The 17,931-nt window shown below is 37.5% G+C and carries 16 protein-coding genes, 1 tRNA gene and 1 riboswitch; of the genes, 13 read left to right on the top strand and 4 right to left on the bottom strand.

All coding sequences use genetic code 11. From position 1 onward, the window contains the following. The first annotated feature begins 9 nt into the window (after positions 1 to 9). The 4 genes from AC2JF9_RS04100 to AC2JF9_RS04085 are packed head-to-tail and all read left to right on the top strand — an operon-like array spanning position 10 to position 4,565. Complete coding sequence (locus AC2JF9_RS04100) at positions 10 to 1,545, top strand: ABC transporter ATP-binding protein (RefSeq protein ID WP_500725524.1); 1,536 nt, start codon at positions 10 to 12, stop codon at positions 1,543 to 1,545. Further along, positions 1,538 to 2,665 (top strand): ABC transporter permease, encoded by a 1,128-nt coding sequence (locus AC2JF9_RS04095; RefSeq protein ID WP_500725523.1) that lies wholly within the window; start codon positions 1,538 to 1,540, stop codon positions 2,663 to 2,665. The genes AC2JF9_RS04100 and AC2JF9_RS04095 overlap by 8 nt, the downstream gene beginning before the upstream one ends. Then, positions 2,662 to 3,618, top strand: a complete 957-nt coding sequence (locus tag AC2JF9_RS04090) for an ABC transporter permease (RefSeq protein ID WP_500725522.1) — start codon at positions 2,662 to 2,664, stop codon at positions 3,616 to 3,618. The genes AC2JF9_RS04095 and AC2JF9_RS04090 overlap by 4 nt, the downstream gene beginning before the upstream one ends. An 8-nt stretch (positions 3,619 to 3,626) precedes the next feature. Next, positions 3,627 to 4,565 carry a nucleoside hydrolase gene (locus AC2JF9_RS04085; protein ID WP_500725521.1) on the top strand — a complete coding sequence of 313 codons (939 nt, stop codon included), beginning with the start codon at positions 3,627 to 3,629 and terminating at the stop codon, positions 4,563 to 4,565. A 67-nt stretch (positions 4,566 to 4,632) separates the two neighbouring features. Here AC2JF9_RS04085 and AC2JF9_RS04080 read toward each other — a convergent pair whose 3' ends face one another. Together AC2JF9_RS04080 and AC2JF9_RS04075 are read right to left on the bottom strand one after the other, a co-directional pair. Beyond that, positions 4,633 to 5,949, bottom strand: coding sequence for a C1 family peptidase (locus AC2JF9_RS04080; protein ID WP_500725520.1), 1,317 nt, complete (start codon positions 5,947 to 5,949; stop codon positions 4,633 to 4,635). Positions 5,950 to 6,091: 142 nt separating this feature from the next. After that, entirely contained in the window at positions 6,092 to 6,514 is a 423-nt protein-coding gene (locus AC2JF9_RS04075) for an Hsp20/alpha crystallin family protein (protein ID WP_500725519.1), read from the bottom strand. Positions 6,515 to 6,735: 221 nt separating this feature from the next. On the opposite strand from AC2JF9_RS04075, the gene greA reads away from it, so the two are divergent. The 4 genes from greA (at position 6,736) to AC2JF9_RS04055 (ending at position 9,676) form a co-directional block, all read left to right on the top strand. Next, a complete protein-coding gene (gene greA, locus AC2JF9_RS04070) occupies positions 6,736 to 7,194 on the top strand; it encodes a transcription elongation factor GreA (RefSeq protein WP_500725518.1) in 459 nt (152 codons plus the stop codon). Between the two features lie 73 nt (positions 7,195 to 7,267). After that, complete coding sequence (locus tag AC2JF9_RS04065) at positions 7,268 to 8,581, top strand: Y-family DNA polymerase (RefSeq protein WP_500725517.1); 1,314 nt, start codon at positions 7,268 to 7,270, stop codon at positions 8,579 to 8,581. Then, positions 8,568 to 8,930, top strand: coding sequence for a hypothetical protein (locus tag AC2JF9_RS04060; RefSeq protein WP_500725824.1), 363 nt, complete (start codon positions 8,568 to 8,570; stop codon positions 8,928 to 8,930). Before AC2JF9_RS04065 ends, AC2JF9_RS04060 begins: the two co-directional genes overlap by 14 nt. A gap of 83 nt (positions 8,931 to 9,013) precedes the next feature. Beyond that, positions 9,014 to 9,676: a CPBP family glutamic-type intramembrane protease gene (locus tag AC2JF9_RS04055; protein ID WP_500725516.1), complete on the top strand. Its 663-nt coding sequence runs from the start codon at positions 9,014 to 9,016 to the stop codon at positions 9,674 to 9,676. A 176-nt stretch (positions 9,677 to 9,852) separates the two neighbouring features. Here AC2JF9_RS04055 and AC2JF9_RS04050 read toward each other — a convergent pair. Continuing rightward, positions 9,853 to 9,923 (bottom strand) — tRNA-Gly (locus AC2JF9_RS04050). A 116-nt stretch (positions 9,924 to 10,039) separates the two neighbouring features. Next, positions 10,040 to 10,645 carry an SOS response-associated peptidase family protein gene (locus tag AC2JF9_RS04045; protein ID WP_500725515.1) on the bottom strand — a complete coding sequence of 202 codons (606 nt, stop codon included), beginning with the start codon at positions 10,643 to 10,645 and terminating at the stop codon, positions 10,040 to 10,042. Positions 10,646 to 10,740: 95 nt separating this feature from the next. Here AC2JF9_RS04045 and trpS point away from each other — a divergent pair, with 95 nt between their 5' ends. The 5 genes from trpS to AC2JF9_RS04020 all read left to right on the top strand — a co-directional run bounded on the left by trpS (position 10,741) and on the right by AC2JF9_RS04020 (position 17,893). Further along, on the top strand, positions 10,741 to 11,760 hold the full coding sequence (gene trpS / locus AC2JF9_RS04040; protein WP_500725514.1) for a tryptophan--tRNA ligase: 1,020 nt from the start codon (positions 10,741 to 10,743) through the stop codon (positions 11,758 to 11,760). Positions 11,761 to 11,765: 5 nt separating this feature from the next. Beyond that, positions 11,766 to 12,245, top strand: a complete 480-nt coding sequence (locus AC2JF9_RS04035) for a deoxycytidylate deaminase (protein ID WP_500725513.1) — start codon at positions 11,766 to 11,768, stop codon at positions 12,243 to 12,245. Continuing rightward, on the top strand, positions 12,232 to 12,831 hold the full coding sequence (locus tag AC2JF9_RS04030; RefSeq protein ID WP_500725823.1) for a TPM domain-containing protein: 600 nt from the start codon (positions 12,232 to 12,234) through the stop codon (positions 12,829 to 12,831). Before AC2JF9_RS04035 ends, AC2JF9_RS04030 begins: the two co-directional genes overlap by 14 nt. Positions 12,832 to 12,893: 62 nt before the next feature. After that, a riboswitch (M-box (ykoK) riboswitch) is annotated at positions 12,894 to 13,058 on the top strand. 92 nt (positions 13,059 to 13,150) lie between these two features. Further along, on the top strand, positions 13,151 to 15,841 hold the full coding sequence (gene mgtA, locus AC2JF9_RS04025) for a magnesium-translocating P-type ATPase (RefSeq protein ID WP_500725822.1): 2,691 nt from the start codon (positions 13,151 to 13,153) through the stop codon (positions 15,839 to 15,841). A gap of 342 nt (positions 15,842 to 16,183) precedes the next feature. Continuing rightward, positions 16,184 to 17,893: a MucBP domain-containing protein gene (locus AC2JF9_RS04020; RefSeq protein WP_500725512.1), complete on the top strand. Its 1,710-nt coding sequence runs from the start codon at positions 16,184 to 16,186 to the stop codon at positions 17,891 to 17,893. Positions 17,894 to 17,931: the final 38 nt, after the last annotated feature.

Below are 17,931 nucleotides of genomic sequence, written 5' to 3'. Positions count from 1 at the left end.
ATAAGTGAAATGAAAAATACGACTAATGTAATTGAGATGCGCCACATTGTCAAAGATTTTAATGGTTTTAAAGCCAATGATGATATTAATCTAACTCTGCATAAAGGTGAAATTTTGGCACTACTTGGTGAAAATGGTGCCGGTAAATCAACCTTAATGAGTATTCTTTCGGGCTTGCTCATGCCAACTTCAGGTGAGATTTTTGTTGACGGTCAGCAAGTTGAAGTTAAAAATCCCACTGTTGCCAAAGAACTGGGAATTGGAATGGTGCATCAGCATTTCATGTTGATGGACTCATTTACAGTTTTAGAAAATATTATTTTAGGCAATGAAACAACTAAGGGACCGAAATTAGACTTCAAAAAAGCGCAAAAACAAATTGAAGACTTATCCAAGCGCTACAATTTGAATGTTGATCCCAAGAAAAAAGTTGGTGAAATCACTGTTGCGCAGCAGCAAAGGGTGGAAATTCTCAAGGTTCTATACCGTGGCGCTGATATCATGATTTTTGACGAGCCAACGGCAGTCTTGACACCACAGGAAATTACCGAGTTTATTCAGATTTTGAAAGAATTGGCTAAAGAAGGAAAGTCGATAATCTTAATTACGCACAAACTTGAAGAAATTAAACGTGCAGCTGATCGCGTCACTGTTATTCGTTCGGGCAAGAGCGTTGGCAGTTTTGAAGTTGCCGAAGTAACTAATAGTCGATTAGCAGAATTAATGGTTGGTCGACATGTTAATATGCAGCTTGATAAGCCTAAAAGTGAAATTGGCCAAACCACGCTTAAGGTTAGTGATTTAAAAGTTAAAAACAAACAAGGAGTTTATGCACTTAAGGGTTTATCCTTTAGTTTGCGTGCGGGTGAAATCCTTGGCGTTGCTGGAATTGATGGAAATGGTCAAGATGAATTAGTTCGCGCCCTGACCGGAATGCAGAAAGTAAATTCCGGTCAAGTAGTTATTAATGATGAAGATATGACGAATCAAAAAGTGCGAAAAATTACCGAAAAAGGAGTCTCTTACATTCCCTCCGATCGGCAAAAATATGGCTTAATTTTACCATTTTCAATTTCTGACAATTTAGCGTTACAGAACTATTATCATGCTCCTTTTTCAAGCCATCATATGATGCACTACGATGTAATTCGTAAACAAGCTGAAGAATTAATCAAGAAGTTTGATATTCGAACTACGGGCAGTAATTCACCAGTTAGCGACTTATCCGGGGGTAATCAGCAGAAAGTTATTATTGCTCGAGAATTAAATCTCGATAGTGATTTGATTATTGCTTTTCAGCCAACTCGTGGTCTTGATGTTGGTGCAATTGAGTACATTCACAAGCAGCTGTTGATAGAACGAGCTAAAGGCAAGGCGATTTTGCTCATTTCCTACGAACTAGATGAAATTATGCAATTGTCTGATCGAATTATTGTTTTACATAATGGCAATATTTCTGGCGAAGTTAAACCGGAGACAACCAGTGATGAGGAGCTGGGCTTATTAATGACGGGAATTAAGAAAGAAGGCACAGCTCTTGCTTAAAGTGACATCAAAAACAAGAAAAATATTAGTACCAATTATTTCAATTTTAGCTGGTTTTTTAGTTGGTGCGCTAATTATGTTGGTATGGAGCTATAATCCGATTGAGGCGTACTCGTCCATGTTCTCTAGTGCATTAGGAAACATGAATGGAATTGGTGAAACTATTCGTGAAGCTACTCCATTAATTTTTACGGCAATTGGGTTTGCGATTGCCTCAAGTGCTGGCTTTTTTAACATTGGCTTACCAGGTCAGGCGCAAGCAGGTTGGTTAACTTCTATTTGGATTGTTTTGGCTAATCCCAATATGCCTAAAGGCTTACTTCTTCCGTTAGCAATTATTGCTGGTGTAATTGCTGGTGCAATTGTTGCGGGGATTGCAGGTTGGCTTCGGGCTCAATTTGGGACAAATGAAGTTATTACTACAATTATGCTGAACTACATTGTGCTTTATTCGTGTCAGTACTTAATGCAGCAGATAATGTCTAGTAAGCTGCGTATTGATACTGATACTACAAAAACTATTGCTGCTAATGGCAGTCTGAGAATTGAATGGCTAAGTTCAATGTTTGGTGACTCAAGAATCAATGCCGGTATATTCTTAGCCTTAATTGGCGTATTTGTTTACTGGTACTTGATGAAAAAGACCACAACTGGCTTTGAAATTCGTTCTGTTGGTACTAATCCATATGCGAGTCGCTATGCCGGAATGTCAACAAAAAAGAATATTATGTATTCAATGCTTTTGTCTGGCGGCTTTGCCGGATTGGGTGGCGTTGTACAGGGACTTGGTACTTATCAAAATTACTTTACCCAAACTACTAGTTTAGATATTGGTTGGGATGGTTTGTCTGTTGCTTTACTTGGTGGCGGCACAGCGATAGGCATTTTGTTAGCCGCAATTCTCTTTTCAATTTTAAAAATTGGTGGTTTAGGAATGCAGACAATCGCAGGTATTCCATATGAAATTGTGTCGATTGTTATTGCGGCAATTATTTTCTTTGTGGCTATTCAGTATGTCATCAGTCTTTTGTTTAAAAATAAGCAGCCTAAGCTAGTGGAAAATGCTACAAAAGAAAGCAATATTGATACTTCAGCTACGCAGGGAGGACAAGGGGAATGAACTTAACTACTATTTTAGCTTTATTGGTGTCATCGACCTTTGTATATTCAACTCCACTTATTTTTACTGCCCTTGGTGGGGTTTATAGTGAAAACTCTGGCATTACTAACGTTGGTCTTGAAGGAATCATGACGATGGGAGCCTTTGCCTCAGTTGTGTTTAATCTGACCTTTGCACCAACTTTAGGCAAAATCACACCGTGGTTAGGACTATTAGTTGGCGGAATTGTCGGCATGTTATTTTCAATACTGCATGCGGTTGCAACTATTAATTTCCATGCCGATCATGTGATTAGTGGTACTGTTTTGAACTTAATGGCGCCACCACTTGGAGTGTTCTTGATTAAGGCAATTTATGATAAAGGACAAACTGAGAACATTACGCAAAGTTTTGGCTACTTCAGCTTTCCGGGACTCGCTGATATTCCAGTAATAGGACCAATTTTCTTTAGAAACACCTTCACTCCAGCCTGGGTAGCTATTATTGTTGCAATCATATTATGGTGGGTTTTATATAAGACTCGCTTTGGCTTACGTTTGCGTTCTTGTGGTGAAAATCCGCAAGCTGCAGATACAATGGGAATTAATGTTTACGGCATGCGTTACGCTGGTGTGTTAATTTCAGGATTTTTAGGTGGCATTGGTGGTGCTGTTTTTGCGGAAGCAATTTCAGGCAACTTTTCAGTTTCAACGATTGTGGGGCAAGGTTTCATGGCTTTAGCCGCCATGATTTTTGGTAAATGGAACCCAATTGGAGCGATGCTTGCTTCACTGTTCTTTGGCTTTGCACAAAGTATCAGTATTATTGGTAATCAATTGCCATTTTTCAACCATATTCCGTCAGTTTACATGCAGATTGCGCCATATGTAATTACGATTGTTATTCTTGTACTATTCTTTGGCAAATCAGTCGCTCCTGCTGCTGATGGTCAAAATTATATCAAGTCCAAATAAGGAGAAAAATGAAAACTATTTATTTTAATCACGACGGTAACATCGATGACTTAGTCTCATATCTACTTTTTTTGCTAGCACCGGATATCAAATTATTAGGTGTTAGTGCAATTGATGCCGACGGTTATGTTGATCCATCAGTAGAAGTTTGCCGAAAAATGACCGACCGTTTCAACTTACGCGGTGACAAATTAGAAGTAGCTAAGTCAACTTCGCGTGCTGTTAATCAATTTCCAGAAGCTTGGCGAACAGCTTCTTATTCGTTTAACTCATTACCGTTATTAAACGAGTCAGGAAAGATGATTACCAAACAAGCTAAGCAACCGGCTCATTTAGATATGGTGGCTAAACTTGAAAATGCGCAAGAACCAGTTACCTTAGTAATGACTGGACCATTGACTGATTTAGCTCGGGCACTAGATGCTGTTCCGGCAATTGAAGAAAAAATTGCTAAACTATACTGGATGGGTGGCTCTTTAGATGGACACGGTAATGTGGTTCAAGTCAATGCAGACGGCACTCAGGAATGGAATGCTTTTTGGGATCCATATGCAGTTAAACGTGTTTTAGCTTCAAATGTGCCGATGGAAGTAATTGGTCTTGAAAGTAGTGAAGAATTGCCACTGACTAATGAATTAAAGATGCATTGGGCGAGTTTACGCAAATATCCAGCAGTTGATTTAACTTGTCAGGGTTATAGTTTGCTAGTAAATCCGCCAATTCAAACGGCTCAGTTATACTTCTGGGATGTTTTGACAGTAATTAGTGCACTTTATCCTGAAGTAGTTTTGACTTCAGAAAAGCGTAAAGTTAAAGTATTCACTGAAGGCGTTGCTGCAGGTCGCATGGAAGACGATCCAAACGGTCGAGAGATTACTTTGGTGACTAAAGCCGACAAAGATTTGTTCTTCAAAAAGTTTGACGAACTGCTGATGCGGGTAAAGTAAAATATAATATAAAAAAGCCGAAATTCGAATTTACGAATTTCGGCTTTTTTGGTTTGAATTTTTATAATTAAGTCAATGAATCCCAAGCAGGAAGATCAACTGCTGGACCTTCAGCAATGGCAACTTGTTCGGGAGTCAAATATTTCTTGTGAACAACTACTTCATAAACGTATTTTTTGAACCATTCGTTATTCATTACGAAGAAACCTTTGTCACCGTTCTTTTCACCCCATGAATTTTCAACTTTCCATTGACGAATGTGACCATTTTCTTCATCAACACCAACTAAAGTCATAGCGTGAGTAGCTGAACCCGCACCGGTGCTAAGCCGATCAGCTTTTGACATTTCTAGATCAACGCCAAACAGTTCATTGAATTTATACAAATCACTGTCTAAATAACCTTTTTTACGATCGCTTTGGATACCAACATCATTACCAAACCAGACAGCTTCGCCGTCCTTTAACTGGCTAACGGAAGTAGTTTCCAAATATTCCATTGGCACATTCAAAAATCTAACTTGGCATAGACCCTCAACGTTATTTGCGTATGGTTCAGCGTACAACTTGTCATATTCGTGATCAGGTGCATTAGTTAAGACAACATAGTCATTAAAATCAACATCACCCATATACTTATGCAAAAATTCCACTGGAGTTAAGTCTTTGTCCAAGTGATACTTTTTATCATCATCACGGTATTCTAAGTCAAATTTCTTTGGAGGCTCGCCGACTGCAATTGCCGTCATTTGATAAATTTCGCCTAAAAACTGATTGCGAATTTTATCAACTTCTTCGTCTTTGGCTTCTTTTTTTAGCTTACGCAAGACTAAGGCATCTTTTTTCAGCTTGTCTTCTAGCGCTTTAGCAAAAGCACTGGTATTATTAGCGTTGAAACTTTCAGGCATTGCATAAGAAGGTACAACACCATATTTTTCAATTAAAGCTGCTCCCATGTGGAAATGACCACCATCGGCTCCAGCGGTTTCTAGAATTGCTCTAACTGTCCGTGAGTTGAGCTCTTCATCAGCGGTGTCCAAAATATGATCATAAAAAATATTAGCCCGCTCAATTTTGTCCCAGAAAAAGTTGTAACTCTGTGAAAAAGTGAAATTCTTGCAATGATATTTTTTGCCAAAGCTATGACGTAAAATATTTAGTGTTGCAAATTCCCAACAACGTCCTGACTGTTGTTGGTTTGTAACATTATCAGTATCCAATTCAGTTGAAAAGACGCGTGTTAATTCACCTTGTACACGTTCATTATATGCGGCCATCAAGACGCCACTTTTTTGAGCAGCACGTGCGACAACTGGGTTTTTTGGATTTTCATTAAAACTGTCGGAAAATTTTTCCAATTCTTGAACAGTAACTTCGTGTCCCATAGATAAGTTCTCCTTTTTAATTTAATTTTAAATTACTTTATATTTTAATCTAAAAGAAAAGCGAGTTCAACACCGAACTCGCTTGAGAGAATTATTTGTATTGGCAACTTATCTTGAACTTCTTGCAATAATAAATAATAAGTTAATCAATTTGAATTGAATTATCGCTTTCTCCAGCACTTTGCTTAGGTAAGGTAATAGTCAATACACCATTATCATACTTGGCATGGATTTCGCTTGCAACTACATTTGGTAATCTAAAACTACGAGAAATGTGGCCTTCGCTTCTTTCCCGATGAATAATGCTGCCGTCTTTTGATAAATCTTTAAATGATTTTCTTGAGCCCGAAACGCTCAAAACTCCGTTGTTGTAGTTTAAGTTGATTTTGTCTTTTTCCATGCCAGGCATGTCAACTTTGACAACATAATCTTTATCATTTTCAACGACATCAGCTTGCATCAGGTTTGCTATATTATTGTTATCAAAAACTTTTCTTGGAAGATCGAACCAGTCATTCATTGCATCAAATAAGTCATCGTGACGATTAATCATATCGTTTGCCATAATAAAAACTTCCTTTCAAATTTGTTATCAATTTTAGTTAAATTTTGTAATGTAGAACTTTCTTTTCTTCATTACACTTATTATTATAGTATCCATATTTTGAAAATGGAAATATTTAGCACTCTTATTTTTTAAGTGCTAAAAATTAATTTAAAAAGCTGGTAAATCAAGAAATTATTTATGTGGAAAACTTTTAAGTAAAAATAAAAAGGAGAAAAATATTGGTTTATTATCAGAAAATGACGCCGGAAGGCTACCAAAAAATTGAGGATGAAATTGCAAAACTGAAAAAGGATCGACCGCGGAGAATTAAAATTTTGCAGGAGGCGCGATCGCTTGGCGATTTGTCAGAAAATACTGAATATACAGAAGCTAAACGCGACTTGGGACATCTACAAAGCCGCTTACGCTATCTTGAAAAGCAGTTGCGGTATGCTGAAATCATAGAAAAAAAAGATGATGGTAAGGTTGACTTAGGCAAAACCGTTACACTCAAATTTGATGATGAAGAAACTGAAGAGTATAAAGTAGTTGGTCGGATGGAAGCCGATATTGCTGCTGGCAAAATTGCTTTTGACTCACCTTTAGGACAAGCAATTATGAAAAAAGAAGTAAATGCAACCGCCAGTGTTGATGCACCAGCTGGAAAATATCAGGTAACAATTATTTCAATTGAATAAATCACTTGATTATTCGAACAAGTGTTTGTATAATTTTTATGCGAACAGAAGTTTGCAATAGGAAGTGAAGGAAATGTACGATTATCGGTATGAACCACACAGCGTAGTGTTTATGATAGATAATAAATCATTTTTTGCCAGTTGTGAGGCACTCGAATTAGGACTCAATCCGATGAAAGCAGTATTGGCAGTGGTATCGCATCAGCCTGATTCAAACTATGGCTCGGGACTAATTATGGCTGCATCTCCTTTAGCTAAAAAGAAGTATGGCTTGTCTAACATTATGCGTGTGCGCGATTTACCAAGCAAAAAAGCAGCCCCCGATTTGCTACTAGTTGATCCTCATATGAACTTATACATTAAACGCAGTATGCAAGTATTAGAAATTTTTCGTGAATTCGCGGCAGGTGAAGACATTCATGTCTATTCAATCGATGAAAGTATGATTGACATGACTAAGTCGTGGCATTTATTTGGAGATGACCCATATTTAGTTGCACGTAAAATTCAGCTGGAAATTAAAAACAAGCTGGGTTTGTATACAACCTGTGGAATCGGGGAAAATCCGTTGTTAGCAAAGCTTGCGATGGATACTTCAGCTAAGCATCGGCAGTCGATGATAGACTATTGGCATTATATTGATGTGCCTGATACAATTTGGAAAATTAATAATCTCGAGGAAGTTTGGGGCATTGGGAAGAGAACGGCAGTGCGGTTACGAAAACTACATATCGATAATATGTATCAATTAGCTCATACTGATCCAGCGATTTTGAAAGCAGAATTTGGTGTGCTTGGAGAACAGCTTTTTGCGATGAGCTGGGGTGTTGATCGGAGCATTATTAGAGAAAAATTTTTTCCTAAAACAAAAAGTTATGGTAATTCCCAGGTTCTAACTAGAGACTATAAAGAACAGCGCGAAATTGAAATTGTTTTGCGTGAAATTGGTGAACAAGTTGGAGCTAGAATTCGCGCTCACAAGGTACAGGCTGGCTGTGTTAACTTGTATGTTAGGTTTTCGATATACCAAAGTGGGCGAAAGCGCAAGGGCTTTAGTGTGCAAAGAAAGATTTGTCCGACTAATAATAATGCTTTGCTAGTCCAGGAGATTTTGGCACTGTTTCGGAAAAACTGGCATGGCGAGCCTATTCGGTCTTTAGGCATTACCTATAGTCATTTGGTTCCAGATACAAGTGAACAGCTGACTTTTTTTGTTCAACCAGCTGAGCAAATTAAAAATAGAACGATTGATCGAACTGTAGATAAAATCAGAAACAAATATGGTTTTACCAGTCTAGTAAAAGCGTCCAGCTTGTTAGCAGGAGCAACTGCAATTCAACGCAGTAATCTAGTTGGCGGGCACAGCGGTGGTAATGCATATGAGTGATTTTGATGAAGTAGTACAGGCCTTTTTTAAAAACTATCAAGACCGTAAGATGAAAAAATGGATGGGCTTTTATCTAAGTGACCATACGGTAGTCATTAACAAAGATAAAAAAAGACGCCAAACAAAACACCCACATAAAGCAGCAATGACTCAAGAAGAAATCGGTGTGCAACTTTTAAAGGCATACAGCAATCATCGATTGGTTCACTTACAAACTAAAATTATCGATGAAGACAATCAGCTGTCAGATGATATTGTCGGCTTTGTTGGTGGCTATCATGGGGACCAAATTGTTATTGATAATCAAGAAATAGCAATAGAAGACATTAATAATATAAAAGTAGACTAAAAACGGGTCGTCATTTCATAAAATTATCTTTTTTGTTATAATATGGAATCTGTAAGGTAAACAAAGAGATAGAGGTAATTTTAGTGAACACACCAGCATCAAGAGAGGGCAACCTAATACGCTATGTATTTTATATTATTGGCTATTTAATGGTTGGCGGTACAGTCAAACTTGTTACTAAGAACTCACCAATTCATGTTTGGGATTTGATCTTATTTGCGACGATTTCGCTGATGATATTATTATTTTTTGTTTACCGTTTTAACCGTGAACAGCGCTTTTTTGAGCACTGTACTTCAGGTCATTGGCTCAATAATTTTGGCTTAATTATTGGATTGACAGTAGTTATAACCGCTTTGCGAATTAGTGTTTCATGGTTGCAATCCTATGGCAAACTCAGCATGTATGGTTTCCAAGTTACCTATCTTCGTCACGAATCGGTTTTATCATACTGGTTTTTAATAGTCGCAATTGGACTTATTCTTCCAATCTTGCAAGAATTCCTCATTACTGGCTTTTTGTTTAACTATGCTTTTCGCAAAAACACGGTTACAACAGCGGTCATTGGGATTGCTACTTCAGGAATTTTATTCAGTTTGCTTAACTGGCAAAATTCAATACCATTGTTAATTATTGATGCAATCTTTGGCGCAATTTTTGCTTGGTCCTATTTATATACCCAAACTTTATGGATGCCAATTTATTTGGCAGTATTAAACGGCATTATTCTCTTAATAATGACGTAAATAGTCAATTATTTAGAAGCTGATGATTTCGTGCTTAAAAAGCGAAGTCAATCAGCTTTTTTAGTTGCAAGTATCAAGTTGCACAAGTTAAGTCAGCGAATAGTGTTTTTTACAGCACAGGTAATTTTAGAAAGCTAAAAAACAATAATCTAAGAAGATCATTGCTTTTTTGTATAAGCGGATAGCGTGAATCGAACCCGCATCTTCAGCTTGGGAAGCTAACGTTCTACCATTAAACTATACCCGCATTACTGAAATAGTTTATCATGTTTTGGGGGCAAAACCAAGCACTGTTTTAGCCATCAGAAAACGATTATTGCAACGCCCAGACTAACTAAATTCAACTTGCTATTGCTATCAAGTTTATTCTTTGCTTGGCAATTTGGCAGATACTAAGCTCATTTGACTGCGGTCAACTAGTGGCGAAAAATCTTGAAACAGCCATTTACGTAGTTCATTGGGCTGAATGACTAAAGGCATACGATTATGAATGGGAACCATAACGGAATTTGGCTTAGTTGTTACCATGGAAAAATAATCGTCTTGGTAAATGCCCGCAATTAAAGTCAATGGTTCATCTGGATTGTGAAAGCTAAACCTTTCATGATAACGGTGATTATTCTCCGCAATATAAGTATCATGTCCAGATTCAAAAAAGCACTTCGTAATTATAATACAACGGGACTTAGCAAAAGCCGCATCCCACATTGACGGTCTTTTTTCAAAGAAGCGCTCAATTCTAGCGTTAAAAACAACTTGATTGGGGTCATAAGGACTAGGATAGCCCCAAGTTTTGGGTATCAGTTGCAAACGATTGTTTTGATATAGCAAAACGGGGGCAGTAGCTTTGGGAAAGACATGACAATTTTGTGGTAAATTGGTGTCAAATTCATCAAGTGGTAATTTTAAATCACTAACTAAATATTTTCTGATTTCTGCCAAGTTTGGCAGCTGAAATTGATTGCACATTCTATCCTCCAGGTTTAATCATCGTTTGATTTTTGGTAGAATTAACTTAATTATCGCATTAAAACGGGTTTTATTTCTAAGGAAGGCAAAAAACAATGAAAAAGAAAGTTATCCTTACAGGCGATCGCCCAACGGGCAAGCTGCATGTCGGCCATTATATTGGTTCGCTAAAAAACCGTGTTATGTTGCAAAATTCAGGGGAATACCACCCATACATTATGATTGCGGATACGCAAGCCTTGACTGATAATGCGCGTGATCCTGAAAAGATCCGCAATAGTCTTATTCAAGTTGCGTTAGATTACTTAGCAGTTGGAATTGATCCTGAAATTTCCACCATTTTTGTTCAGTCGCAAATTCCAGCTCTTTTTGAACTCACAGCTTATTATATGGATTTGGTAACCGTTAGTCGTTTGGAACGTAACCCTACGGTTAAGGCTGAGATTAAACAAAAAGGCTTTGACGATTCGATTCCGGTTGGTTTTTTAAACTATCCAGTGTCGCAGGCAGCAGACATTACTGCTTTTAAAGCAACTTTGGTACCAGTTGGAGATGATCAGGAACCAATGTTGGAACAAGCACGTGAAATTGTCCGTACATTTAATCGAGTATATAGTTGCAATGTTCTAGTTGAACCTGAAGGCTATTTTCCAGAAAAAGGTCAAGGTCGTTTGCCGGGGCTTGATGGTAATGCTAAAATGTCCAAATCGCTAGGCAATGCGATTTACTTGTCAGATGATCCGAAAACCGTTCAAGAAAAAGTAATGTCGATGTATACTGATCCTGACCATATTCATGTGGAAGACCCCGGTAAAATTGAAGGCAACACTGTATTTACTTATCTTGATATTTTTGATCCTGATAAAGCTAAAGTAGCGCAATTAAAGGAAGATTACCAAAAAGGTGGCTTGGGCGATGTCAAAATTAAGCGCTATTTAAATACCGTAATGGAGGCTGAACTGGCTCCAATTCGCGAACGGCGCGCTCGCTATGCACAAAATCAAGATGAGGTCTATGATATGCTGGTTGAAGGCTCTAAAAAAGCTAATTCGGTTGCAAATCAGACTTTAAGAGAAGTACGTGATGCAATCGGCCTTAATTACTTTGAGAGGTAAAAAAGATGCGTAAGCGAATTCCCTGGAAACAATATTTCATGATGCAGGCACTGGTTATTGCTCAGCGCTCAACCTGTGACCGTGCATTAGTTGGCAGTGTTTTAGTTAAAAGTAAACGTATCATCGGTACGGGTTATAATGGCTCAGTTACTAATGAACCGCACTGTGATGATGTGGGCCATCAGTTAATTGATGGTCACTGCGTGCGAACTATTCACTCTGAGATGAACTCGCTTATTCAGTGTGCGCGCAATGGCGTTTCAACTGATGATACCGAAATTTATGTAACGCATTTTCCTTGCTATAATTGCGCTAAGGCCCTTGTTCAGGCCGGTGTTAAAAGAATTAATTATTATTTTGACTATCATGATAGTCCATTAACAATTGCACTTTTTAAAGATTGTGGGGTCCCCTATGAACAAATTAAAATCGACCGTAATTACGTGGAGCAATTGGCACGTAAACTGGAAGATGCTGAGAACTAGATTAACTTTGCTTACTGCCTTAGTTGGAATTTTTTGTTTACTAACAGCGGCTACAGATCCATATGTAAAGGATAATTGTCACTTAGTAAACAAAGAAACAAAGCAGTTGGTTCATGCTAAAAATGGCCGTTATAGTCAGACCGGTGAGCAGCCAACAATCATTGTTAAGACAGTTAATCACGTTGAGCATTTAACTCCGAAAAATTTAAGTAAATATAAGCGGACGGTTTTTATTGTTGTCGGATATAAAAATAAAAAGAAAAATGTGCAGATTTATTCAAGCAAGGACCTTCATAGTGCGTTTACAGCGGATGTTAGAAGCAATATCATCCGTTCACAAGTCGACAAACTTCGCAGTAATAATAAAAAAGAATTTAACGAAGGACTACGGTATGTTTTTCGTGCTTGTGCCACAACGATTGATCAGCGTTATCAATACTCCTTAGATAAATATGATTTAACTAATGAAGAGCGTTCTCAGCTGACACATCCGCATCGACTTGCATTGCCGATTGCCTTAGCTTTAGCTTTAGTTATTGGCGGCCTAATATACTTTCTTAAAAATAACCTGCATACCAAAAAATAAAATAAAAAGGTTGACTTGCAACTGTGTTATGTATTACACTCACAATGCAAATTAAATATTAACAAATAAACTGTTAGGTGAGACTCCTACGTGAACATATGCTATCGCCCGGAAACATCCAGAGATGCCAACGAGTTAAATAGTTACCGTCGATTTAAGGCGGCAACCAGATAGCTAGCTATAAGCTTACGTCACGTAGTGTTAAAGCTGAACGACGAGTATAATGATACCTTGTTTATAAAAAGGGGTCACCAGCGACAGTATTGGTGGCTCCTTTTTTAGTTTGTTTGAGTTCTTTGAAAAAAGGAGAGTGAAAATGATGCTGAGAAAACCAAATGAGACGACCAGCAACAAAGATTTAGCACTGGTAAAGGCAGTCGCTAACGAAAGTAGAGCAGAAACTTTAACTAGGCTCCATGCCAGTAGTAATGGCTTGTCTACTGAACAAGCCGAGCAAAATCGTGAAAAGTACGGCTCAAATGCTATTGCATCAAATAAGCACAACTCAAAACTGCACTTCCTAGTAGAAGCTTTTATTACACCCTTTACATTAGTAATCTTATTTTTAGCACTGTTATCGCTATTTACTGATTACATCTTTGTACCAGCCGGTGAAAAAGATTTGACGACTGTTTTTATCATGTTAATCATGGTATTTATTTCTGGAATTACCAGTTTTATTCAAAATATTCGGTCATCAAATGCGGTCGATGCATTGCTCAAGATGGTGTCTGTTACAACTGATATTATTAGGGATGGCAAAGACCAAGAAATTGATACCAGTGAAGTCGTTGTCGGGGACGTAATACGTCTTGCTGCTGGTGATATGGTTCCAGCTGATATGCGGTTGCTATCAAGCAAGGACCTCTTTTGTTCATCAAGTTCATTGAACGGAGAATCAAATCCAAGCGAGAAAATTGCTACCAAAAAACCAACGACTGAAACTGATCGGGACTATCTCGGTTACCCGAACATTCTTTATGAGGGGACAACAGTTGTCTCAGGCTCTGGACTAGGAGTGGTATTTGCTACTGGTGAGAGAACGATGTTCGGCAAGCTTGCCCACGATATATCACATAATGACATTAAAAATACTGCTTTTGACGTGGGAATCAAAAATGTTTCAAAATTATTGATTATCATGACGGCAATTATTGCCCCGCTTGTCTTAGTTATTAATGGTCTAACCAAAGGCGATTGGTTTAATGCATTAATCTTTTCAATTGCGACTGCGGTTGGTTTGACTCCTGAGATGTTGCCAGTAATTGTAACTACTAACCTGGTTAAAGGGTCAATCGAAATGTCGAAAAAAGGCACAATAGTTAAAAAGATGAACTCAATCCAAAACTTTGGTTCAGCTGACATCTTGTGTACTGACAAAACGGGCACGCTTACCCAAGATAAGGTTGTCTTGGAACGGCACTATGATTTGAACCTGCATGAAAATCCTAAAATTTTGGAATTTGGTTATCTAAACTCATATTACCAAACAGGGATGAAAAACCTGATTGATAAGGCAATCATTGAAGCTGCTGGTGATGAGCTTGATATTAATGAGATTCAGCGAGACTACAACAAAATTGATGAAATCCCATTTGATTTTTCCAGAAGACGAATGAGTGTTGTGGTGGAAAACTCTGACCGTGAGCACGGCGAGCACCTGCTTGTAACTAAAGGTGCATCTGAAGAAATGATGGCTGTTTCTACTAAGATAGAGGTTGACGGACAGATTTTACCACTGACTACGGAACGTAAGCAAAAAGTAATGGCAAAAGTTAATGACATGAATGAAGACGGTTTGCGGGTAATTATGTTGGCATATAAACGTAATCCTGCACCAGTTGGGGAATTTTCGGTAGAGGATGAAAGTGACTTAATTCTATGTGGGTTCTTAGCCTTTCTTGATCCGCCTAAAGAAAGTGCTAAAGCTGCATTAGCTCGTCTCAAGAAAGACGGAATTACGGTTAAAATTTTAACTGGAGATAATGAAGCTGTTACCAGAACAGTTGGCTTACAGGTAGGTCTAAACGTTGATACAGTCTATTCAGGTGCCGATTTAGAAGGTAAGAAACCAGAAGAATTAGCAAAAATGGTCGAAGAATGCAACATTTTTGTTAAGTTATCACCTGAAGATAAAACTAATATTATTAATCTTCTTAAGCAAAATGGTCATACTGTTGGCTATATGGGAGACGGTATCAATGATGCCCCTGCTATGAAAGCGGCTGACGTTTCAATTTCGGTAGATACGGCAGTAGATATTGCCAAAGAATCAGCAGATATTATCTTGCTACATAAAGACCTAAGTGTCTTGGAAACTGGTGTGAGAATTGGACGTAAGGTCTTTGGCAATACCATGAAGTATATTAAAATCACATTGTCTTCCAATTTTGGTAATATTTTGTCAATTATGGTTGCATCTTCATTCTTACCGTTTTTGCCAATGTTGCCATTACAGCTACTTGTTTTAGACTTGTTATATGGTACAAGTTGCTTGTCATTACCATTTGATGATATGTCTGATGAGTTTCTAAATGAACCTCGTAGTTGGTCAACCAAAAAGCTACCTAAATTTATGTTTTACTTTGGACCAACGTCATCAGTTTTTGACATTTTAACCTTTGGTTTATTGTTCTTCATAATTTGTCCGCGGCTAGTTGGTGGCCAATTTAATGCCATTAACGCGAGTCAACAGACGGCTTTTATTGCCTTGTTCCATACAGGTTGGTTTATTGAATCACTATGGACTCAGGAAATGGTTATCCACGCCTTGCGCGACCCACGCTTGCCGTTTATTGGTCAGCACGCTGCACCTGGAGTTACTTTAGCTACTTTTGGAGCTGGAGTGATTGGAACGCTTATCCCATTCTCATTTCTTTCTGAAAAATTAGGCTTTGGACAAATGCCAATGAACTTTATCTGGGTAGTTTTTGCAATTTTAGTCTTATACATTTTACTAACAACAGTAATCAAGCATTTCTATTTAAAAAATGAGAAATACTTAATTTAGAAAATAAATAAGTAAAAAAACGTTCTTTTCTGATTGGATAAGAGCGTTTTTTTATTTAATTAAATATAGCATCAGTTAATTCTGAATGAACTATTGGCCGGCAATAATGAAAAGTGGGAGCCAGTAAAAAGATTTTTTCTAATAGGCACATAAAAACTATGTATATTATAGTCATATATAGAAAATTGCGCTATAATTAATGCGATCATTTTCAAGCTGTTAGATCACTACCTGATATAGAGCAATCTAAAAGAACTGAGAATGGAATATTAGTTAACAAAGCACTGACATGCTTTGTAGCATATGGAAAATAGTTATTGTTTATTGAGGGGAAAGGTAAAGTTGATAAATAAAATAAGTGAACACACCATAACTGAAAAAATATTATTTGAAGCCGCAGCAGTTACATCTTTGGGTTGGCTGTTAGTTAATAATGTGGAAGTAGCAAAGGCTGACAGCGTATCTTCCGATTATTTGATCTCTAAAGCAACTGGAAAAAATCAAGTAATTCAAAAAACAGTCAAGGGAAGTGCGAAAAAGTTAGCATCACAAAATGACGAGTTACAAAATAGTGCAACAGAATATACCACAACTCATGATGCTGATTCTAAAGCTCCAGAACAAAACCAGACTGCAAATTCTACACGGTCGGTTAAATCTAATGATAATGAACTTCATGCAATGTGGAACGGATTAGATGTGGTTTATGATAGAACTACTTACACTTTAACAATACCTGGCAGTTCGGAAATAATAACAAGTCCTGGAAAAATCTTTAGCATCTCTTTTTCAGACTCCAGTGATGACTCAAATGGCGAAACAGTTAGCTTAAATGATCTTAAAAAGATTAGAATAACTGGTCAGCTCAAATTTGCAGGCAATTTAGATTACTTATTTTCTGACTTACAAAGTTTAACTGAAATTGAAGGACTTAGTAATTTTGATACCTCTGATATCGATAGTATGGGGCATATGTTCGATGGCTGTGAGAATTTAACTAAAATAGATCTCAGTGGTTTTGACACTAAAAGCGTTACTAACATGGAATATATGTTTTATGATTGTATTAGTTTGGAAGAATTGGATATAAGCAAGCTAGACTTATCAATTTTGCGAAATTCTGATCAAATGCTTGAAGGTACGGACGAATTGAGTCTTTTAGTGCTGGGTAAAAATGCCTCGGGTTACGAAACTCCTGAAGGATATAATTTAATATCCCACAGCGGCCTTGATACTCCAGGAACGTGGTTTAAAGTTGGTCAAGGAACAGACGATAATCCGGAAGGACTTAAACAGTGGAGTTCAAATGAACTTAGAGAGCTGTTTAGTGGTGAAACTGATGATGATCGTTATGTTCGCTTGGCAAGTCTTACTGTGCACTATGTGGATGACAAAGGTAAAAAAGTTGCCGACGACTCGGTTATAAATGGCAGACGATTGTCTCAGAAAGTTATTGAACCAAAAACAGTTGCTGGCTACACTTTGAAAACAGTACCAGCTAACCTTACGTATAAATTTATAGATGGTCAGCAAGAAATTACCTATGTTTACCAACCAGCTTCTTCTAAATCAGTGTCACCTAGCAAAATATCTAACGTAATTGTTAAATATCTAGACGAAAATGGCAATTCTATTGCCTCAGATGAAACTTTAACAGGTAAAGTTGGCGATGGCTATGTTTCTGAGGATAAAGCAATTGCTGGTTATACTCTGAAGTTAAGACCTTCTAATGCAGTTGGTTCATTTACTGATAATGAACAAACGGTTATATACATTTATCGTCTGACACAAAAAGAAAATTCTCAAATCTTAAATGTTCAGGTTGATAAAAATAATTCGCAAAGTTCAGAACTGATCACTACAAGACACTCTGAGCGAGTATCGCAACAACGTAGCGGAAGACAGACGAATAATCCAATAATAGATACTCCGCAAGATCAAAAATTACCACAAACGAGTTTTGACAAAAACTCCTTGTTGATTACGACGTTATTAGGTACTTTTGCCCTATTAACTAGCTTGCTTGGAATCAACATTAAGCATAGGAAATAGTACTATTAAGTTGACTACTTTACGTTAAGTACGTTATG

The sequence above is a fragment of the Lactobacillus sp. C449L genome (assembly GCF_059900815.1).
Note: the sequence above shows the minus strand (reverse complement) of the source record. Positions and strands in the feature narration are given on the sequence as shown.